Source organism: Sediminibacillus massiliensis (genome assembly GCF_900156915.1).
In the GTDB taxonomy this organism is placed as follows: Bacteria; Bacillota; Bacilli; order Bacillales; family Amphibacillaceae; genus Sediminibacillus_A; species Sediminibacillus_A massiliensis.
Genome location: NZ_LT732535.1, coordinates 2,395,784 through 2,412,358, shown reverse-complemented (window position 1 = coordinate 2,412,358; position 16,575 = coordinate 2,395,784). Strand labels below are relative to the sequence as shown.

14 protein-coding genes are annotated in these 16,575 nt (G+C 43.3%); 9 read left to right on the top strand and 5 right to left on the bottom strand.

Going from position 1 to position 16,575, the window contains the following annotated elements:
* Nucleotides 1-160: 160 nt before the first annotated feature.
* Entirely contained in the window at nt 161-910 is a 750-nt protein-coding gene (hemQ, locus tag CZ434_RS12785) for a hydrogen peroxide-dependent heme synthase (protein ID WP_077623501.1), read from the bottom strand.
* 295 nt (nt 911-1,205) lie between these two features.
* Here hemQ and pta point away from each other — a divergent pair, with 295 nt between their 5' ends.
* From pta to menC (CZ434_RS12770), 3 genes are all read left to right on the top strand, one after another.
* On the top strand, nt 1,206-2,177 hold the full coding sequence (gene pta, locus CZ434_RS12780; protein WP_077623500.1) for a phosphate acetyltransferase: 972 nt from the start codon (nt 1,206-1,208) through the stop codon (nt 2,175-2,177).
* A 75-nt stretch (nt 2,178-2,252) separates the two neighbouring features.
* Nucleotides 2,253-3,371 (top strand): o-succinylbenzoate synthase, encoded by a 1,119-nt coding sequence (gene menC, locus CZ434_RS12775; RefSeq protein ID WP_077623499.1) that lies wholly within the window; start codon nt 2,253-2,255, stop codon nt 3,369-3,371.
* A gap of 109 nt (nt 3,372-3,480) precedes the next feature.
* A complete protein-coding gene (gene menC, locus CZ434_RS12770) occupies nt 3,481-4,599 on the top strand; it encodes an o-succinylbenzoate synthase (protein WP_077623499.1) in 1,119 nt (372 codons plus the stop codon).
* A 91-nt stretch (nt 4,600-4,690) separates the two neighbouring features.
* Here the strand turns inward: menC (CZ434_RS12770) and CZ434_RS12765 are convergent, their stop codons facing one another.
* Complete coding sequence (locus CZ434_RS12765) at nt 4,691-5,470, bottom strand: ABC transporter ATP-binding protein (RefSeq protein WP_077623498.1); 780 nt, start codon at nt 5,468-5,470, stop codon at nt 4,691-4,693.
* 131 nt (nt 5,471-5,601) lie between these two features.
* Here CZ434_RS12765 and CZ434_RS12760 point away from each other — a divergent pair, with 131 nt between their 5' ends.
* Nucleotides 5,602-6,711 (top strand): hypothetical protein, encoded by a 1,110-nt coding sequence (locus tag CZ434_RS12760; protein ID WP_077623497.1) that lies wholly within the window; start codon nt 5,602-5,604, stop codon nt 6,709-6,711.
* Between the two features lie 637 nt (nt 6,712-7,348).
* Here the strand turns inward: CZ434_RS12760 and CZ434_RS12750 are convergent.
* Complete coding sequence (locus CZ434_RS12750; protein WP_077623495.1) at nt 7,349-8,182, bottom strand: lipoate--protein ligase family protein; 834 nt, start codon at nt 8,180-8,182, stop codon at nt 7,349-7,351.
* Between the two features lie 264 nt (nt 8,183-8,446).
* Here CZ434_RS12750 and CZ434_RS12745 point away from each other — a divergent pair, with 264 nt between their 5' ends.
* The 4 genes from CZ434_RS12745 to CZ434_RS12730 all read left to right on the top strand — a co-directional run bounded on the left by CZ434_RS12745 (nt 8,447) and on the right by CZ434_RS12730 (nt 13,210).
* A complete protein-coding gene (locus CZ434_RS12745) occupies nt 8,447-9,745 on the top strand; it encodes an HD domain-containing protein (protein ID WP_077623494.1) in 1,299 nt (432 codons plus the stop codon).
* Between the two features lie 11 nt (nt 9,746-9,756).
* Nucleotides 9,757-10,260 (top strand): YwgA family protein, encoded by a 504-nt coding sequence (locus tag CZ434_RS12740; RefSeq protein WP_077623493.1) that lies wholly within the window; start codon nt 9,757-9,759, stop codon nt 10,258-10,260.
* A gap of 464 nt (nt 10,261-10,724) precedes the next feature.
* Nucleotides 10,725-12,728, top strand: coding sequence for an ABC transporter permease subunit (locus tag CZ434_RS12735; protein ID WP_179107262.1), 2,004 nt, complete (start codon nt 10,725-10,727; stop codon nt 12,726-12,728).
* Nucleotides 12,729-12,865: 137 nt separating this feature from the next.
* Complete coding sequence (locus tag CZ434_RS12730; protein WP_077623491.1) at nt 12,866-13,210, top strand: hypothetical protein; 345 nt, start codon at nt 12,866-12,868, stop codon at nt 13,208-13,210.
* A 145-nt stretch (nt 13,211-13,355) separates the two neighbouring features.
* Here CZ434_RS12730 and CZ434_RS12725 read toward each other — a convergent pair whose 3' ends face one another.
* Nucleotides 13,356-13,544 (bottom strand): 2-hydroxymuconate tautomerase, encoded by a 189-nt coding sequence (locus CZ434_RS12725; RefSeq protein WP_077623490.1) that lies wholly within the window; start codon nt 13,542-13,544, stop codon nt 13,356-13,358.
* Nucleotides 13,545-13,744: 200 nt separating this feature from the next.
* On the opposite strand from CZ434_RS12725, the gene CZ434_RS12720 reads away from it, so the two are divergent.
* Nucleotides 13,745-14,269: a YwhD family protein gene (locus tag CZ434_RS12720; RefSeq protein WP_077623489.1), complete on the top strand. Its 525-nt coding sequence runs from the start codon at nt 13,745-13,747 to the stop codon at nt 14,267-14,269.
* A 184-nt stretch (nt 14,270-14,453) separates the two neighbouring features.
* Here the strand turns inward: CZ434_RS12720 and CZ434_RS12715 are convergent, their stop codons facing one another.
* Nucleotides 14,454-16,544 carry a transglycosylase domain-containing protein gene (locus CZ434_RS12715; RefSeq protein WP_077625182.1) on the bottom strand — a complete coding sequence of 697 codons (2,091 nt, stop codon included), beginning with the start codon at nt 16,542-16,544 and terminating at the stop codon, nt 14,454-14,456.
* Nucleotides 16,545-16,575: the final 31 nt, after the last annotated feature.

Genomic DNA, 16,575 nt, shown 5'->3' with positions numbered 1-16,575 from the left:
TCCATCCAGTTCTTAAAGAGAAGCCATGCTTCTTACGCACACTCTCTAATAGCTATAGGTATGCACCCGTACAACCGCCTATGATAAATTCTTGCATCTCAACTTGGAAAATAAAAAAACTGCACCCTATGGAAGGATGCAGTTTATTCTGCTTTGGTCTTTATATTTGCAGGAAAGATGGTACTTGTTCTGTTGTCAGTCTGTTTCCAACGTAGAAAGCTCCGAACTCACCATAGCGGGCGCTGACTTCATCGAAACGCATTTCATAGACAAGCTTCTTAATATCAAGCATGTCGTGGGCAAATAACGTAACGCTCCATTCCCAATCATCAAGTCCCATCGAACCAGTGATGATTTGACGGATTCTACCCGCATACTTTCTTCCTGTTTTACTGTGTTCATACATTAGCTGGGCGCGGCTGTCGAAAGGAAGCATGTACCAATTATCATCCCCTTGGCGACGCTTGTCCATTGGATAGAAGCAAATGTGATTCCATTTTGGAAGTGTCGGCTTTAAGCGGGCTTGTACTTCCGGCTTTTGTTCCGGATCTTCGCCATCCTTGCTTGGCATGTATTTGGAAAGTTCTACTATTGATACATATGAATATGCAGGGACTGTGTACTCCGCTAGTTTCGATTTATTAAACTCAGCTTCGATTTGCTGCAGTTCTTCAGGGGTTGGCCGTAAAATCATCAAAATGAAATCAGCTTTATGCCCAAGAACGGAATAAAAAGCATGGCTGCCATTCCGGTCTTTCTCGACTTGCTCCCATTTACCGAGCATCTGTTGGAATTCGTGTATAGCTGCCTGGCGTTCTTCGCTGGAAGCAAGTTTCCATGCAGCCCAATCTATTGTGCGCAAATCGTGTAAACAATACCAGCCGTCCATCGTTTCAACTGCTTCTGGCATAGTATCCTCACTCCTTCAAGGTAGATTATGTTTTTAATATAACATAATTAGGGAAAGATAATCATGAGATACAAACTGGAGTGAAAGGAAAGTACAATCATAAACAACCCCTTGCCGGAGAAGCCCTCCAGGTGATAAAGGGTCTTTTTTGTACCTTCGTACGGATGGATTTGTCAACATTTGGACAAAAATCCCATCAGCTTCAAAACAAATTATAGAAGAATGAACAGAAGTCTTTCATTCATACACAAAAAAGCGTATTATATATAACAGAATGATTGTTGGAGGGTTAAATATGAGTGATTTATTTACAAACATAAAAGCGAAAGTGAAAGCGGAAAACAAAAAAATCGTTTTCCCTGAAGGGTTAGACGAGAGAATTCTAACTGCTGCTAGTCAGCTTGGAGCTGAAGGCATTGTGACTCCTGTATTAGTGGGCAATGAATCAGAATTAGTACAGAAAGCCAACGAGGTTGGTGTCGATATTTCTACATCTGAAATAATTGACCCGAATAATTATGAGCAGTTCGATGAAATGGTCTCCAGCTTTGTTGAGCGCCGCAAAGGCAAGAACACGGAAGAACAAGCCCGCCAAATGCTTCTTGATGAAAATTACTTCGGAACGATGCTTGTTTATATGAATAAAGCAGATGGCCTTGTCAGTGGAGCTGCCCATTCAACTGCTGATACGGTTCGTCCCGCTTTACAAATCATCAAAACAAAGCCAGGCGTCAAGAAGACTTCCGGCGTTTTCATCATGGTAAGAGATGAAGAGAAGTATATTTTTGCAGACTGTGCCATTAATATTGCCCCGGACAGCCAGGACTTGGCAGAGATTGCCCAGGCAAGTGCTGAAACAGCAAAGCTTTTTGATGTAGACCCGCGCATTGCCATGTTGAGTTTCTCCACTAAAGGCTCTGCAAAATCCGATGAGACGGAAAAAGTATCTAAAGCAGTAGAAATCGCCAAAGAACAAAACCCTGACTTGGTACTGGATGGAGAATTTCAATTCGATGCCGCATTCGTCCCATCCGTAGCCGCCAAAAAAGCACCCGATTCCGAGTTGAAGGGCGATGCGAACGTATTTGTTTTCCCAGGCCTTGAAGCAGGTAACATTGGATATAAAATCGCTCAGCGCCTTGGAAACTTTGACGCTGTCGGTCCGATTTTGCAAGGCTTGAATCAGCCGGTGAACGACTTATCCCGCGGCTGTGATGCAGACGACGTGTATAAACTGGCTCTTATTACAGCAGCACAAGCATTATAATGGAAACAGAGGAGCCTGGATGAATTCCAGGCTTTTTTCGTATATGATCAGAATGGGAGAAGGGGAGGGAACAATGTGAAGATACATAAAATTATTTTGCACCGGCTTGTCATGCAATTGAAAAATCCTTTTGAAACCAGTTTTGGAACATTCCGGGACAAGGACTTTTTTATTGTGGAAGCAGTCGATGAGCAGGGCAGGCAGGGGTTCGGTGAATCCGTAGCATTCCCGAGTCCCTGGTACACCGAAGAAACAGTCGAAACAAATCGTCACGTTATCGAGGATTTCTTAATACCGTTACTGCTCAAAGAGCCCCTGGTCCAACCGGATGAGGTGATAGACAGATTTTCGGCTGTTCGCAGGAATAATATGGCAAAGGCCGCCGTTGAAGGAGCGGTGTGGGATCTTTATGCAAAACAAAAGGGTGTTTCATTGGCACAGGCAATCGGAGGGACAAAACATCACATCGATGTCGGGGTCAGCGTTGGGATCCAGCCATCTGTGAATGCCTTATTATCGACAATAGACCGCCATCTGGAAGAGGGTTATAAACGGGTCAAGCTAAAAATAAAACCGGGCTGGGATGTCGATATGCTCGAACAAGTGAGACAACGATATCCGGACATCTCCATAATGGTCGATGCAAATTCCGCTTACTCCCTCGCAGATATCGATGTATTGAAAAAGCTGGACAAATACGGTTTAGATATGATGGAACAACCACTGGCACAGGATGATCTGATGGAACACGCTTCATTGCAGAAAGAATTGACAACCCCCATCTGTCTGGATGAAAGCATTCAATCCTTTGCCGATGCCAAGGCAGCGGTCGAATTAGGCAGCTGCAGGATTATCAACATTAAAATCGGCCGTGTGGGCGGCATAACGGAAGCGAAAAGAATTCATCATTATTGTGCTGAGCGAAATATCCCGGTTTGGTGCGGTGGAATGCTTGAAGCCGGGATAGGCAGGGCACATAACATTGCCCTGACAGCTCTGCCGCAATTCCAGTATCCAGGTGATACATCAGCTTCGAACAGGTATTGGAAACAGGATATCATCCAACCGGAAGTCACTATGGAGAACGGTACCATCGCCGTACCTGACTCCCCTGGGATCGGCTATGAAATCAATTGGCCTGTACTTGAATCATATCGTATTGATAAGAAAGTATTTACTGACAGGGATCTGTAGCTCCCTGGTGTTTAACGATCGAACACTTTATATGGCAGGTCTGGAGTCCTGCGAAAACAGGACTCTTTATTTCTGNTATGATCAGAATGGGAGAAGGGGAGGGAACAATGTGAAGATACATAAAATTATTTTGCACCGGCTTGTCATGCAATTGAAAAATCCTTTTGAAACCAGTTTTGGAACATTCCGGGACAAGGACTTTTTTATTGTGGAAGCAGTCGATGAGCAGGGCAGGCAGGGGTTCGGTGAATCCGTAGCATTCCCGAGTCCCTGGTACACCGAAGAAACAGTCGAAACAAATCGTCACGTTATCGAGGATTTCTTAATACCGTTACTGCTCAAAGAGCCCCTGGTCCAACCGGATGAGGTGATAGACAGATTTTCGGCTGTTCGCAGGAATAATATGGCAAAGGCCGCCGTTGAAGGAGCGGTGTGGGATCTTTATGCAAAACAAAAGGGTGTTTCATTGGCACAGGCAATCGGAGGGACAAAACATCACATCGATGTCGGGGTCAGCGTTGGGATCCAGCCATCTGTGAATGCCTTATTATCGACAATAGACCGCCATCTGGAAGAGGGTTATAAACGGGTCAAGCTAAAAATAAAACCGGGCTGGGATGTCGATATGCTCGAACAAGTGAGACAACGATATCCGGACATCTCCATAATGGTCGATGCAAATTCCGCTTACTCCCTCGCAGATATCGATGTATTGAAAAAGCTGGACAAATACGGTTTAGATATGATGGAACAACCACTGGCACAGGATGATCTGATGGAACACGCTTCATTGCAGAAAGAATTGACAACCCCCATCTGTCTGGATGAAAGCATTCAATCCTTTGCCGATGCCAAGGCAGCGGTCGAATTAGGCAGCTGCAGGATTATCAACATTAAAATCGGCCGTGTGGGCGGCATAACGGAAGCGAAAAGAATTCATCATTATTGTGCTGAGCGAAATATCCCGGTTTGGTGCGGTGGAATGCTTGAAGCCGGGATAGGCAGGGCACATAACATTGCCCTGACAGCTCTGCCGCAATTCCAGTATCCAGGTGATACATCAGCTTCGAACAGGTATTGGAAACAGGATATCATCCAACCGGAAGTCACTATGGAGAACGGTACCATCGCCGTACCTGACTCCCCTGGGATCGGCTATGAAATCAATTGGCCTGTACTTGAATCATATCGTATTGATAAGAAAGTATTTACTGACAGGGATCTGTAGCTCCCTGGTGTTTAACGATCGAACACTTTATATGGCAGGTCTGGAGTCCTGCGAAAACAGGACTCTTTATTTCTGTACCGGCGGTGAACTTTCACTGAATCTTCGAGAGCAGCGGTCGATTGTTGTGCCATAATACATCCACTGGAATTTGAAAGAAGCTGGATAGTTTATTGCTGGAAATCATCTCTCTAGTGTTTCCCGCCGCAAAAACTTTGCCATCTCTAAGTAATAAAGTCTTACCAAATGCTGGCAAAATTTCCTCTACATGGTGGGTGACATAGATCATCGTTGGTCCGTCAGGTTTTTGGGCAATTCCTTCAATTGCTTCCAGCAGACTCTCCCGTGCAATGAAATCGAGACCGTTCGTCGGCTCGTCCAGGATGAGCAGAGGCGGTTCGGCCATTAGGGCTCTGGCAATCAACACTCGTTGTTTTTCCCCTTGGGACAGGGTTTCATAATTGCGGTTTGCGTACTCGATACAGCCGAGATTCTCGAGTAATTCCACCGCCTTCTTCCTAATATCATCTGTAGGGGTTTCATAAAGACCGATCGAAGCATAAGCACCGCTCAAGACAACTTCAAAGGCATTATCGCCAGGATGGAATTTCTCCTGCAGAGAAGAGGAAACAAAACCGATTTGTTTACGGAGGCGTTCTGCAAGGTAAGTTTTTCCGAATTCCATGCCCAATACATTAACCTTTCCATGCGTAGGGAAATAATAAGCATTCAATAAATTTAGAATGGCTGTCTTTCCTGCTCCGTTCAGGCCGAATAGTACCCAATGTTGTCCACTCTCAATTTGCCAGTTAATATTTTGTAGTATCCATTTACCACCCCGTCGTAATGCTACGTTTTCTAGTTTCAAAACCATTTCAATAACTCCCTTCACCTGTTGAAAGAAATAAGCGTGATTAATTTCTTAATTTTGGCACAATTTTTAGGCTGCGCTATCCTTGAAGTTTATTATAATGATATTAACCATATATGGAAAGCAGGGATAATATGATCGCGCTCCCACTCCACCAAGTCGCCTGGAAGAGAATCCTGGTTCTACTCTTATTGATTCTGGTTCCGAATTCCATGGTGATGCAGTTTCAGATTTTCGGCCCGATTGATGATAGAATCGGTGTTGCAACAGCAATCGACCTCATCATCTGTTTACCTTTAGCCATTTATTTTTTTGGATTTAGGAAACGAGTATCTTTACTATTTCTTTTTACTTTCATTTTATTTGGCCTTGTAGTAGCTAATTGGATGATTCCTCGCGAAGCTGATGCCTATCTGTCGTATTTTACTTATTCCGTAATAGGTTTAGAAGCGTGTATTATTATATTGGAATTGGTTTTATTCATCTATGTTGCCAGAAGGATACCTTGTCTCCTCACCAACTACCGACAGGAAAGAAACAACCACTACCACTTTTTGCTGAGCTTGTCCGCTGCTGTTCAGCGCACGTTCACTTTTAACATCGATAGCCTCAACAAAATCCGAGTCGTCCTCGGATTCGTTGCAACGGATATTGCTGCTGTATACTATAGCTTGTTCAGCTGGCGAAAATCTGGAGCAACAACAGATAAACACCTTCAAACATTTACCTTTCATAAGGATGGTGGCTATCTGGGAATTTTCATTTTATTGGTCCATGGTATGGTCCTTGAGATTGTTGCTGTCCATATAATGATTGCCCAATACAGTCATACAGCTGCCTGGGTATTGACAGCTCTCGATTTATATACGCTGTTATTTATCATTGCCGATTACCAAGCAATAAGGATTTCGCCAGTCGTGCTTGATGATAAGGGTATTCATTTTCAAAAAGGAATACGACAATATGGCTATATTGCATGGGAAAAAGTGGGTAAAATTGAACCAAACCACGATTCTCGTCCGTCAAGCCGAGAGGGGAGCGTCTCGCTCGTTCTCCAAGGACTGGAAAAAGAACCGGCTCCGTATGTCATCCAGTTAAAAGAGCCTGTAGAGATCAGGCAAGTATTCGGCATGAGGAAGTGGGTAAATTCAGTCTACGTTAAAATGGATGAACAACGACAGTTCAACGAAACAGTGAATTCCTTCATTAAACACGGCAGCCAAACCGAAGAGCAGGAAATATAAAAAAGCCCGTCAAAAAGACGAGCTTTTGCTGTTACACATAATATATAAAGGGCGACATAACTGGCACATGGTTTTCTCCCATCCTGACTAAGTCGAGTGCTATACAACCGCTACGGCAGAACACTTCGCTTTCCGCGGGCACGGCCTCAGCCTCCTCATCAGCACAGTTCGCTTCTTGCGGGGTCTTCGGACGCGTGGGACTGCGATTACTCGCCCCATCGAAGACCTTTTGCTGTTCCTGCAGGAGTCTACGTGTTCTGCCTACGCTGTTTGGAATTCTCTGCATTTTGGGTAGAAAAATCTCTTATAACGCTTAAACTGGTATTTCTTCTTACTTAAACAGAACACCAATCCAAGCGGAGGAAAAATACGAGACTCCTTGAAAATAAAGGTCGATTTTCTGCGTGCGCTGTATATTCAAGGAGGTCTTTTCAAAGTCCTGCGGGAAAGGAACAGTCTGAAGACCCCACAGTTGGCGCTTTTTGCCAGCGAGGAGGCTGAAGCGTTCCCCGTGGAAAGCGAGTATTTTACCGCAGCGTTGGGTTAGCACTCAACTAACAACAGAAGGAGTGAAAAAACTTCAAAATGTGGAATTGTCACTATGTCACAGTTTCCCTCAACTCTGAAGCTTAATAGCTCAAAACTTCAGGGCCTTTTCGTTCCGGTCAATCATTTGTTCAAGCCTTTTCTCATACCAATCTGTTTCCTGTTTGTCGAGTTTGTCTGTAATGATATCATCGCTGAGTTCCTTGAGGGCATGTAAGATTCTTTTTGTGACATCCTCGACCGTCAGATCAACTTTCAATAACTGACAGAGAGATGCCATTGTCTCCGGTATGACATCGGGGTACTCGAATCGGGTTTCTTCCCCTTTTTTACTAATTGAGTAAAAATCCCTGACAAGTGCAGCTCTTTCCACACCATCCCCTTCCACGCATAAATAAATCTGCACAGCAGATCCGTTTTTGACACGGCGCTGGGAGATACCGGCGAATTTTTTGCCGCCGATGCTCAAGTCATATTCTCCGGGGCAGTAAGAGCCTTTGACTTCAAATGCCTTAATATCACGAGTAAGGTCTTGAAACAAGAATTGAATGAAGCCGGCCATTGCCTGATATCCCTCATGAATACCGATATTCCTGGCATCAGGGAAAATAAAAGACAAGTTTAATACCCCTTTATCAAGGGCAACCGCCAGTCCGCCTGAGTTACGTACGACAGCTTGATAACCCTGACTCTTAAGCCAGTCAACACCATTCTTTAGATTAGGCAGCTTTGCGTCGGGAATCCCCAGAATAAGCGTGTCATCGTGTATCCATAGTCTGGCAGCAACAGGCGAATCACCGTTACCTACCGCAATGGCCAAAGCATCATCTGTGGCGAAAGAAGCCGCTGGATTGTATCTATTTTCATGTCTTTGATCTATATAACGAATTGTCGGTACATTCAACAATTTTTTCCAATCATTCATAAATCTTTCTCCTTCTTAATAGTAAGCCTTTCTATTATAGCAAAGTCAGCGCGATGTTTGTCAGTGGGTTAATAGTGGAAAAATAATCAAGAGGGAACTGCCGCATATATGGAAATAAGAATTTGCAAAAAAACCATTTTTGTTTAGGTGGTTATCATATATAATAATAGTACTGTCTATTAATGTTGCTTGGAGTTATCATTTGTCGACATATGTCGTGTGCAAACTTAATTTCAAGCTGATAAATATGGAAAGGATCGAAAAATGGCATACAAAGACGAGCAATTAAACGAAGAAAAGGTGTTTAAAGATCCTGTACACAGGTATATCCATGTAAAAGACCAAGTAATTTGGGATTTGATTGGTGCGCCTGAATTTCAAAGGCTTCGTCGTATAAAACAACTAGGGACATCCTATTTAACATTTCATGGTGCTGAACACAGCCGTTTTAACCATTCACTCGGTGTCTATGAAATTGTTAGAAGGATTCTTTTTAATTTTGAAGGGCGGCCCAATTGGAATGGGAAAGAGCGTCTTCTATGCCTGTGTGCTGCACTGCTTCATGATTTAGGGCATGGCCCTTTTTCGCATTCATTCGAGAAAGTATTCAAACTAGACCATGAAGATTTCACCAAGCAAATCATTCTCGGCGATACAGAAATAAACAGAATATTGAAGAGGGTTGGCCCGGACTTTCCGCAAGATGTGGCGGATGTCATTAACAAAACCTATGCGGACAAGCTTGTTGTCAGTCTGATTTCAAGCCAGATTGATGCAGACCGGATGGATTATCTTCAAAGGGATGCCTATTTTACAGGGGTAAGCTATGGACATTTCGACATGGAACGAATCCTTCGTGTCATGCGCCCTATGGAAGATCAAGTGGTCATCAAGCAGACCGGGATGCATGCTGTCGAGGATTACATTATGAGCCGTTATCAAATGTATTGGCAGGTGTATTTCCATCCTGTTACACGTAGTGCTGAAGTTATTTTGTCCAAAATATTGAACAGGGCAAAGTATTTATACCAGGATGGATACCAGTTTTCATTAAAGCCTGTTCATTTTCTTTCCTTCTTTTCAGGCCAGGTTAAATTAAAAGAATATTTGCGTCTGGATGAAGGGATCGTAAATTATTATTTTCAAATGTGGGTGGATGAGCAAGACCCTGTCTTAAGTGACTTGTGTGAGCGATTTATCAACAGACGATTATTCAAATATATTGAGTTCAATCCCAATCATCAAATGAACGAGTGGATGGAATTATTCCGTTTGTTCCAGGAACTCGGCATTGATCCGGATTATTACCTTGTCGTCGACTCCTCCTCGGATCTGCCATATGATTTCTACAGGCCCGGCGAGGAAGAGGAAAGGCTGCCGATCCATCTTTTGATGCCGAAAAATGGGGAACTGAAAGAGCTGTCACGTCAGTCGGAAATTGTGGAATCGATATCCGGCAAGAAAAGGACAGACCATAAACTTTATTTTCCGTTGGATGTACTAGAGGAACTGCCAGAGGAGAGCCAGGCAAAGGCTCGCATTTTCGAGATATTGTACGGATAGGAGTGGTTAACATGTTGGCAAACCATGCCAAGTTAATGAAGTTTTTTTCCACCGCAGAGGAAGTTGTCGGCCGTAAGAAACTGCAGAAGATGATTTACATATTGAAAAAATGTGATATCCCTTTTGATGAAAAATATGAATTCCATTTCTACGGACCATACTCGGAGGAATTGACTTTACGAATTGAAGAGTTATGCAACCTTGGATTTATAGATGAAACGAAGGAAAAGAAAAGCAATTATTATCAATACCGTTATAAAATGACAGAGTCTGGAGAGGATTTCCTGGAACATTCCCAGGTTGACCTGCCTCCACTTGATGCAATGATTGATACAATGAAGGAAAAGAGTTCAAGATTTCTTGAATTGGTTTCTACTATGTTGTATTTTGATGACCTTAGCAAGGAAGAAATCGAGGAAAAAGTACAAGTCGTCAAAAAAGCACAAAAATATCAGCAGGATGATATGGACGAAGCATGGGAATTCATCGCCAGCCTGCAAAAATCTATTCATTAATACACTTTTCAATAGCTTGGAAATGAATTATCCCAACCTGCCCTAACCTCATACTTGAGGTAAAATGCGAGACTCCAGTGGGAAAGGAACAGTCTGAAAATCCCGCAGGGGCGGTCTTTGCACAGAGGAAGCTGAAGCGTTCCCCGCGGAAAGGGAGTATTTTTCCGCAGCGCTGGACTACCATTTAACCCCAAAAGGATGGTAGGAAACCACACAAGTTATGTCGTAGTTTATGGATGTTATGTAACACTATTTTCATAGAAGCGATTATCGATGCACTTTTAAAGACTATCAGCTTGCAATCAGACCCAAGGTTTGGCTGCAGGCTTTTTTTGTCTGTCTTCTATTTATCCGCCCATGCTTTTAAAACCGTGCTATCCCGCACACCCACAAACCAGAAAAGGTTGATTGTAAATTATGGAAATATTCTATACAATTAACTCATGGAAAAGGGGCGTGGGGTTGTGAAATTTGTAAAATTGCTTGTTTATTATGTACTTGGTGTCCTTGGTATCATCTGTGTAAGCGCGGCACCGAGCTTGATGTTCGGAGAGGGGCTGCTGGATTTTGGCTTGTACCTCAGCAATACTTGGAGTCTGATTGGAGACTTTCTGCATCCAGACCGCTGGGTGTACCAATTTATGGGGCGGGATTGGAATGTATTTGCATTTCTGTGGGATTCCTATCTCTACTCTATGACTCTCCTTTTCGGTGCATTGCTGCTTGGGTTTGGTGTGGCGCTTGCGCTAGCCGTGATCACCCAATTTCTTCCTAAGCCATTAATTGGGGCGGTTAAACGACTGCTTGGGATGATGGAAGCCATCCCGGATTTGCTTGTGGCATTTTTGTTTCAAATGCTGATTGTCTATATTTATAAGCAGACGGATATCTATCTAATGAAGTTCGTCACATTAGGCGAAGAAAGGATTTATCTTGCGCCGATTTGTATATTGGCGATTTTGCCAATGATTTCTTTGTACAGAATCATTCTGTTGTTGATAGAGGAGGAGTTGACAAAGGATTATGCAGAATTTGCCCTCAGCAAGGGAGTGCGGTTCAATGCGATCATTTTTTATCATATATTGAGGAATACTGCACGGAGCATTTTCTACCATTCCAAAATAATCCTCTGGGGCGCGTTATCCAGTTTATTTGTCATAGAGTACTTGTTTAATATAAGAGGTATCTCCAGTTTAGTGCTCGATAATTACCAGCCGATGGTGGTCGCTGCGGCTTTAATCATGCTGTACACCCCATTTTATTTCTTGTATCAGGGAGTTGCGGTGTTCACAGAGAAAGACACGGCCACTGCGGGAAATATCCGGTTCCGTATTGGATTTGGCAGAACATTCAAACAAGGGTCAGGGCTATCAGAACGATTCTCCAGATTTGTGAAAGGGATAGGGGCCCACTTAAGAAACCCGAAGTTTTTATTCGGCTTAACATTGATTCTTGTGATTTTGACTGTCAGTATCATTCATACAGTAGTTCAGGAAGAACCTGTCAAAAACTTCAACTTAATTTATGATGACGAGGGAAACCTGATTAGTACAAAGCCGCATCCACCATCGCAATATGTGCTTCTCGGTACGGACAGGCTCGGCTACAGTATATTGGATCAGTTGTTGTCCGGGGCGAAATATACGATTCTCTTTGCAGCATTGATAGCGTTTCTGCGGATGTTTCTGGGATTTATCTTGGCTGTTCCTTATGCTATGTTTGTCAGCGATCGCTGGAAGCGGGGACTGGAGAGGTTCGTCGACGGTTTTCACTTCCTGCCGCTAAGCATTATCGCCTTGATTTTGCTGCGGCCGGTGCTGATGGGGACGACTTCAGGTTTTGAATATTCCCTGACAATCAGGATTTTGGTGGAAGTAGCAGTTCTTACGCTTTTAGTTGTACCGCTAGTTACGGTGTTGATCGGGAACGAAATAAAACTGATTTCCAGACAGGAATACATAATAAGCGCTAGAACAATCGGCGGGGACTCCAATCATATTTTATTCCGTCATATTATGCCCCATCTTAGGTCAAAGCTTGGTATCATTTTTGGACAGCAATTCATTCAGGTCCTGTTGATTTTAATTCATCTTGGCTTATTTGATATTTTCTTTGGCGGTACAAGCATTATGTATGATGAAAGCTATAAAGCACCGCCGCATTCAGTTACATATGAATGGTCCGGTCTAATTAGCAGCACCCGGACAGCGTTTATGAGTGGCCATGAGTGGATTGTTGTACCTGTCTTTGTCGCCTTCATTATCGTTATCATTGCCATGCAGTTCATCGTGGAAGGAATCCAGGAGGTGCAGCAGGAACGTGTAGGTGTCGTCTTGGCTAAAAGAAGTTTTATCAAACGTTTGTTTGATAAGCAGAAGTCAACACAAGTTGAAGAGCGTCAGACAGAACTGAAAAAAGGAGATTTCGACTTTATAGAAAGAGACAGCCGTTCGGATGAATTGGCATAGCACCTTAAACAATAAATAATAAATTTATAAAGGGATAACTTTGTGGGCTTTATCACTCAAGTTATTATATAGAACAAGTATATAAGCCAATTCACTATGGAAGGCAGGATTAATGAATAAGCTAGGGGGATTACCAATTGTCGACCAGCAAGATATTCTTCATTGTTGCAACTATAACTACTACGTTGATAGGTTGTTCACAGATTGAAGAAGGAACTTTTATTCAAGGGAACATAACGGAAATTAACGAAACAAGTGGAGATATGGAAATTGAAATCGAAGCGTGGTCAGCAGTTAGGGAGCAGGGAACTTCTAAAGTATCATACGGTTTTGATAAGAAGCCCAAGTCACAAACTATTCGAGTTTCCAATCCAACAGATTATGAGGAAGGGCAAGAAGTAGCTGTAAAAGTTTTTAAAGATTATGATGAAGATGTCTGGGATTTAGATAGATTAAAATTTGAAGTAGAAGAGGCTAGTTAAAATATTAAGCTAACGGGTGTTTTAGTTGAAAAAGAAAAAATAAACAGCAAACAAAAACGCTCAGATTTGAGCGTTTTTGTTTATTATGATATTTCTAGTGTTATTGGCACTTTCCCACCGCTAGGCGAAACGCAAAAGTCCTTTATTACTCCTGGTCACTCAACCTTACACCGGCAACCCCATAGTCACTTTTGTTCATTTCTTCGATGAAGACAACGACTTTCTCCTTAGATGCACCGGTGGTTTCTACGACAGCATCGGTAACCTTTTCAACTAATGCCCGTTTTTGTTCGTCAGTGCGTCCGTCCAGCATTTTTACTGTTACATATGGCATGATAAATCCTCCTTGGTCTGCTTGTTCTAGTTAACTGCTTTTGGCATATAACTATAATCATTCTAGCCATACGTTAAAAATCCTGCAAATGAGCAATACTTGTTAGATGAAATGGAATTTTTCCCTGTGCTACAATACAAATAATAAGAACGAATCTGCCTGGCAGCAAATGCCGGGCATTCTGAAGGAGGACACGGTATATGAGTGCGGATCAATCTTCCAATAACAAGAAAAAGAATCAGTTTACGATAATGAAAGATGACTCCACTGACGGACATGGCGGTTATGGTGTGGGTTCGATCAGTCTGGAGAATATTTCGCCGGTCATCATAGACCCGAATGAAGACAGGGCGTTTGTCGATATGGGGGCAATGCATGCCCGCAGTGAGGTAGAACGCCGGGTCAAGTTCCTGCCCGATAAAAGCGAGGTGCCAAATGGTAAACTGTATTGGATCGTCTGGGTAACAGTCGAAAGGACCGAAAGTGGACCATATTATCACGGGGTCGCCGGCAGTGAGATCATTGTTGACCGGTCGATTAAACGAGCTTACAAATCGATGCCAGAGCACGTGAACCACATGGATAAATCCATGAAGGGAAAATTCATTGTTGACCATATGGATGATCACTCGAAAAAACTTTTGGGCGATTTTCTGAGAGAACACAGTCAGGAGATGTGGGAAAACTCATCGGAGGAATTGAAACAGGCACTTCCAGACAAGTAAACTGCTATTATGTAGTTTTCATCACTAGTAAAAGTGAACATTTTGTGTCTGATAAGTGAACTCTCTGCTTAACTCTTGAGGTTTTGTTCATAAATTTGTAAAATATGTATCACATGGTTATCCGTGTACTAGGACAAAGAAAAAGGCCGGAATGATTTCCGGCCTTTTTCTTATGGAACGGAAATTATCCGAACCAGTTAAAGGATAACCACTTGAACCATCGTTTCCATCCGCCCTTTTCTTCCTGCTTTTCTTCCTGATCAGAAGGAAGTTCATCCGGTACTTCATATTTGTGCAAGGAACAGTATGATTGTGGTTCGGTTCCTTTTACAAAGTACATCAACCGTTCTGATTCACAATAAGGAGTTGCCAAATCTCCTGTGGCAGGATCAACATAAGCACCGATCACGCCTTCGGGAACTTCGAATGTATCAAAAGGTAAGTCCTGATGTGCTGCTTCCATAAAGGATCCCCAGACCTGTTTGGCTGTCTGTGTTTCTTGGCCGGTTTTCAGTGGTGTATTTTTGTCATAACCTGTCCATACACTGGCCACAATATCCGTGCTGAAACCGACCATCCAGCTGTCTGTGTTGGTAGTGCCCGATTTTCCGGCATAAGGCCTGCTCAACGTATCGGAAATCGCTGCTCCAGTGACGCTCATATAGCCATTAAGTGATTCGTCGAACATCCCTGTCATCAGATCAGTAAGAATAAAGGCATTTTTCTCATCCAGAATCCGTTCTTTTTGCCGGGACTCCTTCCGGTCAAATAGGACCTTTCCTTTTGCATCGGTGATTTTCTCAATGGTGTAAGCGTCTACTTTATTCCCGCCATTAGCAAGAATGCTGTAGGCCGTTGCCATATCTTTGACAGTGACGGTCCCGGTTCCAAGTGCAAGAGATGGATTTGCTTTGAAGTCCCCGTCTAAACCGAATCTTTTTGCTGTTTGTACCAATTGCTCCGGACCTAGAAACAGATTTGTCTTTACAGCATAAACGTTATCTGACAATGCTAGGGCTTGTGCCAAGGTGATGGGCTTGTTCGCATAATAGCCATTGAAATTGCTCGGCTGATAGACCGTCCCATCTTCTAATTCAAAGGATGTAGGCTTGCTCATCAATGCTGTGGTGGCTGTGTAACCATTCTCAAGTGCAGCATAATAGAGAAATGGTTTGAAAGCAGAGCCAGGCATACGCTCTGCCTGTGTGACCCGGTTGAATTGGCTTTCTTTGTAATCCCGTCCACCCACCATTGAAACAATCGCACCGGTGTTTGGATTCATGGCGACTGCTCCGATTTGCATGTTGTTTTCCGAGTCCATTTTTTGAGCGATGGCTTCTTCCAGTTCTTTTTGGTTGTCAAGGTTGAGGGTGGTGTACACTTGGTAGCCTCCGGACCTGATTTTTTCTATATCTTCATCTAAGATAGTTTGCAGTTCCGCAAGAACGGTATCCTGGAAATACGGAGCGACTTTCTCTTCTTCTTCCAGCTTTGTCTCTTTTAACTGCAAAGGCTCCCGCTCTGCCAGGAACATTTCTTTTTCTGTCACTTCACCTGCTTTAGCCAGGCTGGAAAGAATTTGGTGTTGGCGGTTCTTGGCATTTTCCATGTGATGAAAAGGAGAATAATAGGACGGTCCTTTCGGTATCCCTGCCAGCATAGCTGATTCAGCAAGCGTCAGATTTTGGGCAGGCTTATCGAAGAAGTGCCTGCTGGCAGCTTCGACACCATAAGCCCCATGTCCGTAATAGATGGTATTTAAATAGCCTTCGAGAATTTCATCTTTCGAGTAATATATTTCCAAGCGTAAAGCATAAAACGCTTCTTTCAATTTTCTGGTCCAAGTTTTTTCGTGGGACAAGTAAAGGTTTCTTGCATACTGCTGAGTGATCGTACTGGCTCCTTCGACTTTGGACATGGCCTTCAAGTCTTCCAGGACAGCAGAAGCAATCCGCTTTAAGTCAAACCCATAGTGGGAATAAAAACGCTTGTCTTCTGTTGTGAGAGCTGCCTTAATAATATATGGCGACATTTCGTCCAATTCTACCCAGTATCTGCTCTCTATTCCATGTTCCTCGCCGATCACCTCGGAATTTTCACTGTAATAAACAGTGTTCTCTTCATTGGCAAGCGGGGGCGGGCCAAGGATGAAAACGGTACAAAAGAGGCCGGCAGCAAGCAGCAGTCCTAATGCCCCTGCAGCAAGACCAGAGATGACAGCCCAGCGTAGATACCGGTTATTTATTTTTTGAAAAAGTTTTGTCAGGAAAACCATCGCATTCACCTAATTAGTCCCCTTTGTTAAC

Excerpts from the sequence above, each read along its gene's own strand:
- hemQ (WP_077623501.1), bottom strand. The coding sequence starts at position 910 with ATGCCAGAAGCAGTTGAAACGATGGACGGCTGGTATTGTTTACACGAT.
- pta (WP_077623500.1), top strand. The coding sequence starts at position 1,206 with ATGAGTGATTTATTTACAAACATAAAAGCGAAAGTGAAAGCGGAAAAC.
- CZ434_RS12765 (WP_077623498.1), bottom strand. The coding sequence starts at position 5,470 with ATGGTTTTGAAACTAGAAAACGTAGCATTACGACGGGGTGGTAAATGG.
- CZ434_RS12760 (WP_077623497.1), top strand. The coding sequence starts at position 5,602 with ATGATCGCGCTCCCACTCCACCAAGTCGCCTGGAAGAGAATCCTGGTT.
- CZ434_RS12750 (WP_077623495.1), bottom strand. The coding sequence starts at position 8,182 with ATGAATGATTGGAAAAAATTGTTGAATGTACCGACAATTCGTTATATA.
- CZ434_RS12745 (WP_077623494.1), top strand. The coding sequence starts at position 8,447 with ATGGCATACAAAGACGAGCAATTAAACGAAGAAAAGGTGTTTAAAGAT.
- CZ434_RS12740 (WP_077623493.1), top strand. The coding sequence starts at position 9,757 with ATGTTGGCAAACCATGCCAAGTTAATGAAGTTTTTTTCCACCGCAGAG.
- CZ434_RS12725 (WP_077623490.1), bottom strand. The coding sequence starts at position 13,544 with ATGCCATATGTAACAGTAAAAATGCTGGACGGACGCACTGACGAACAA.
- CZ434_RS12720 (WP_077623489.1), top strand. The coding sequence starts at position 13,745 with ATGAGTGCGGATCAATCTTCCAATAACAAGAAAAAGAATCAGTTTACG.
- CZ434_RS12715 (WP_077625182.1), bottom strand. The coding sequence starts at position 16,544 with ATGGTTTTCCTGACAAAACTTTTTCAAAAAATAAATAACCGGTATCTA.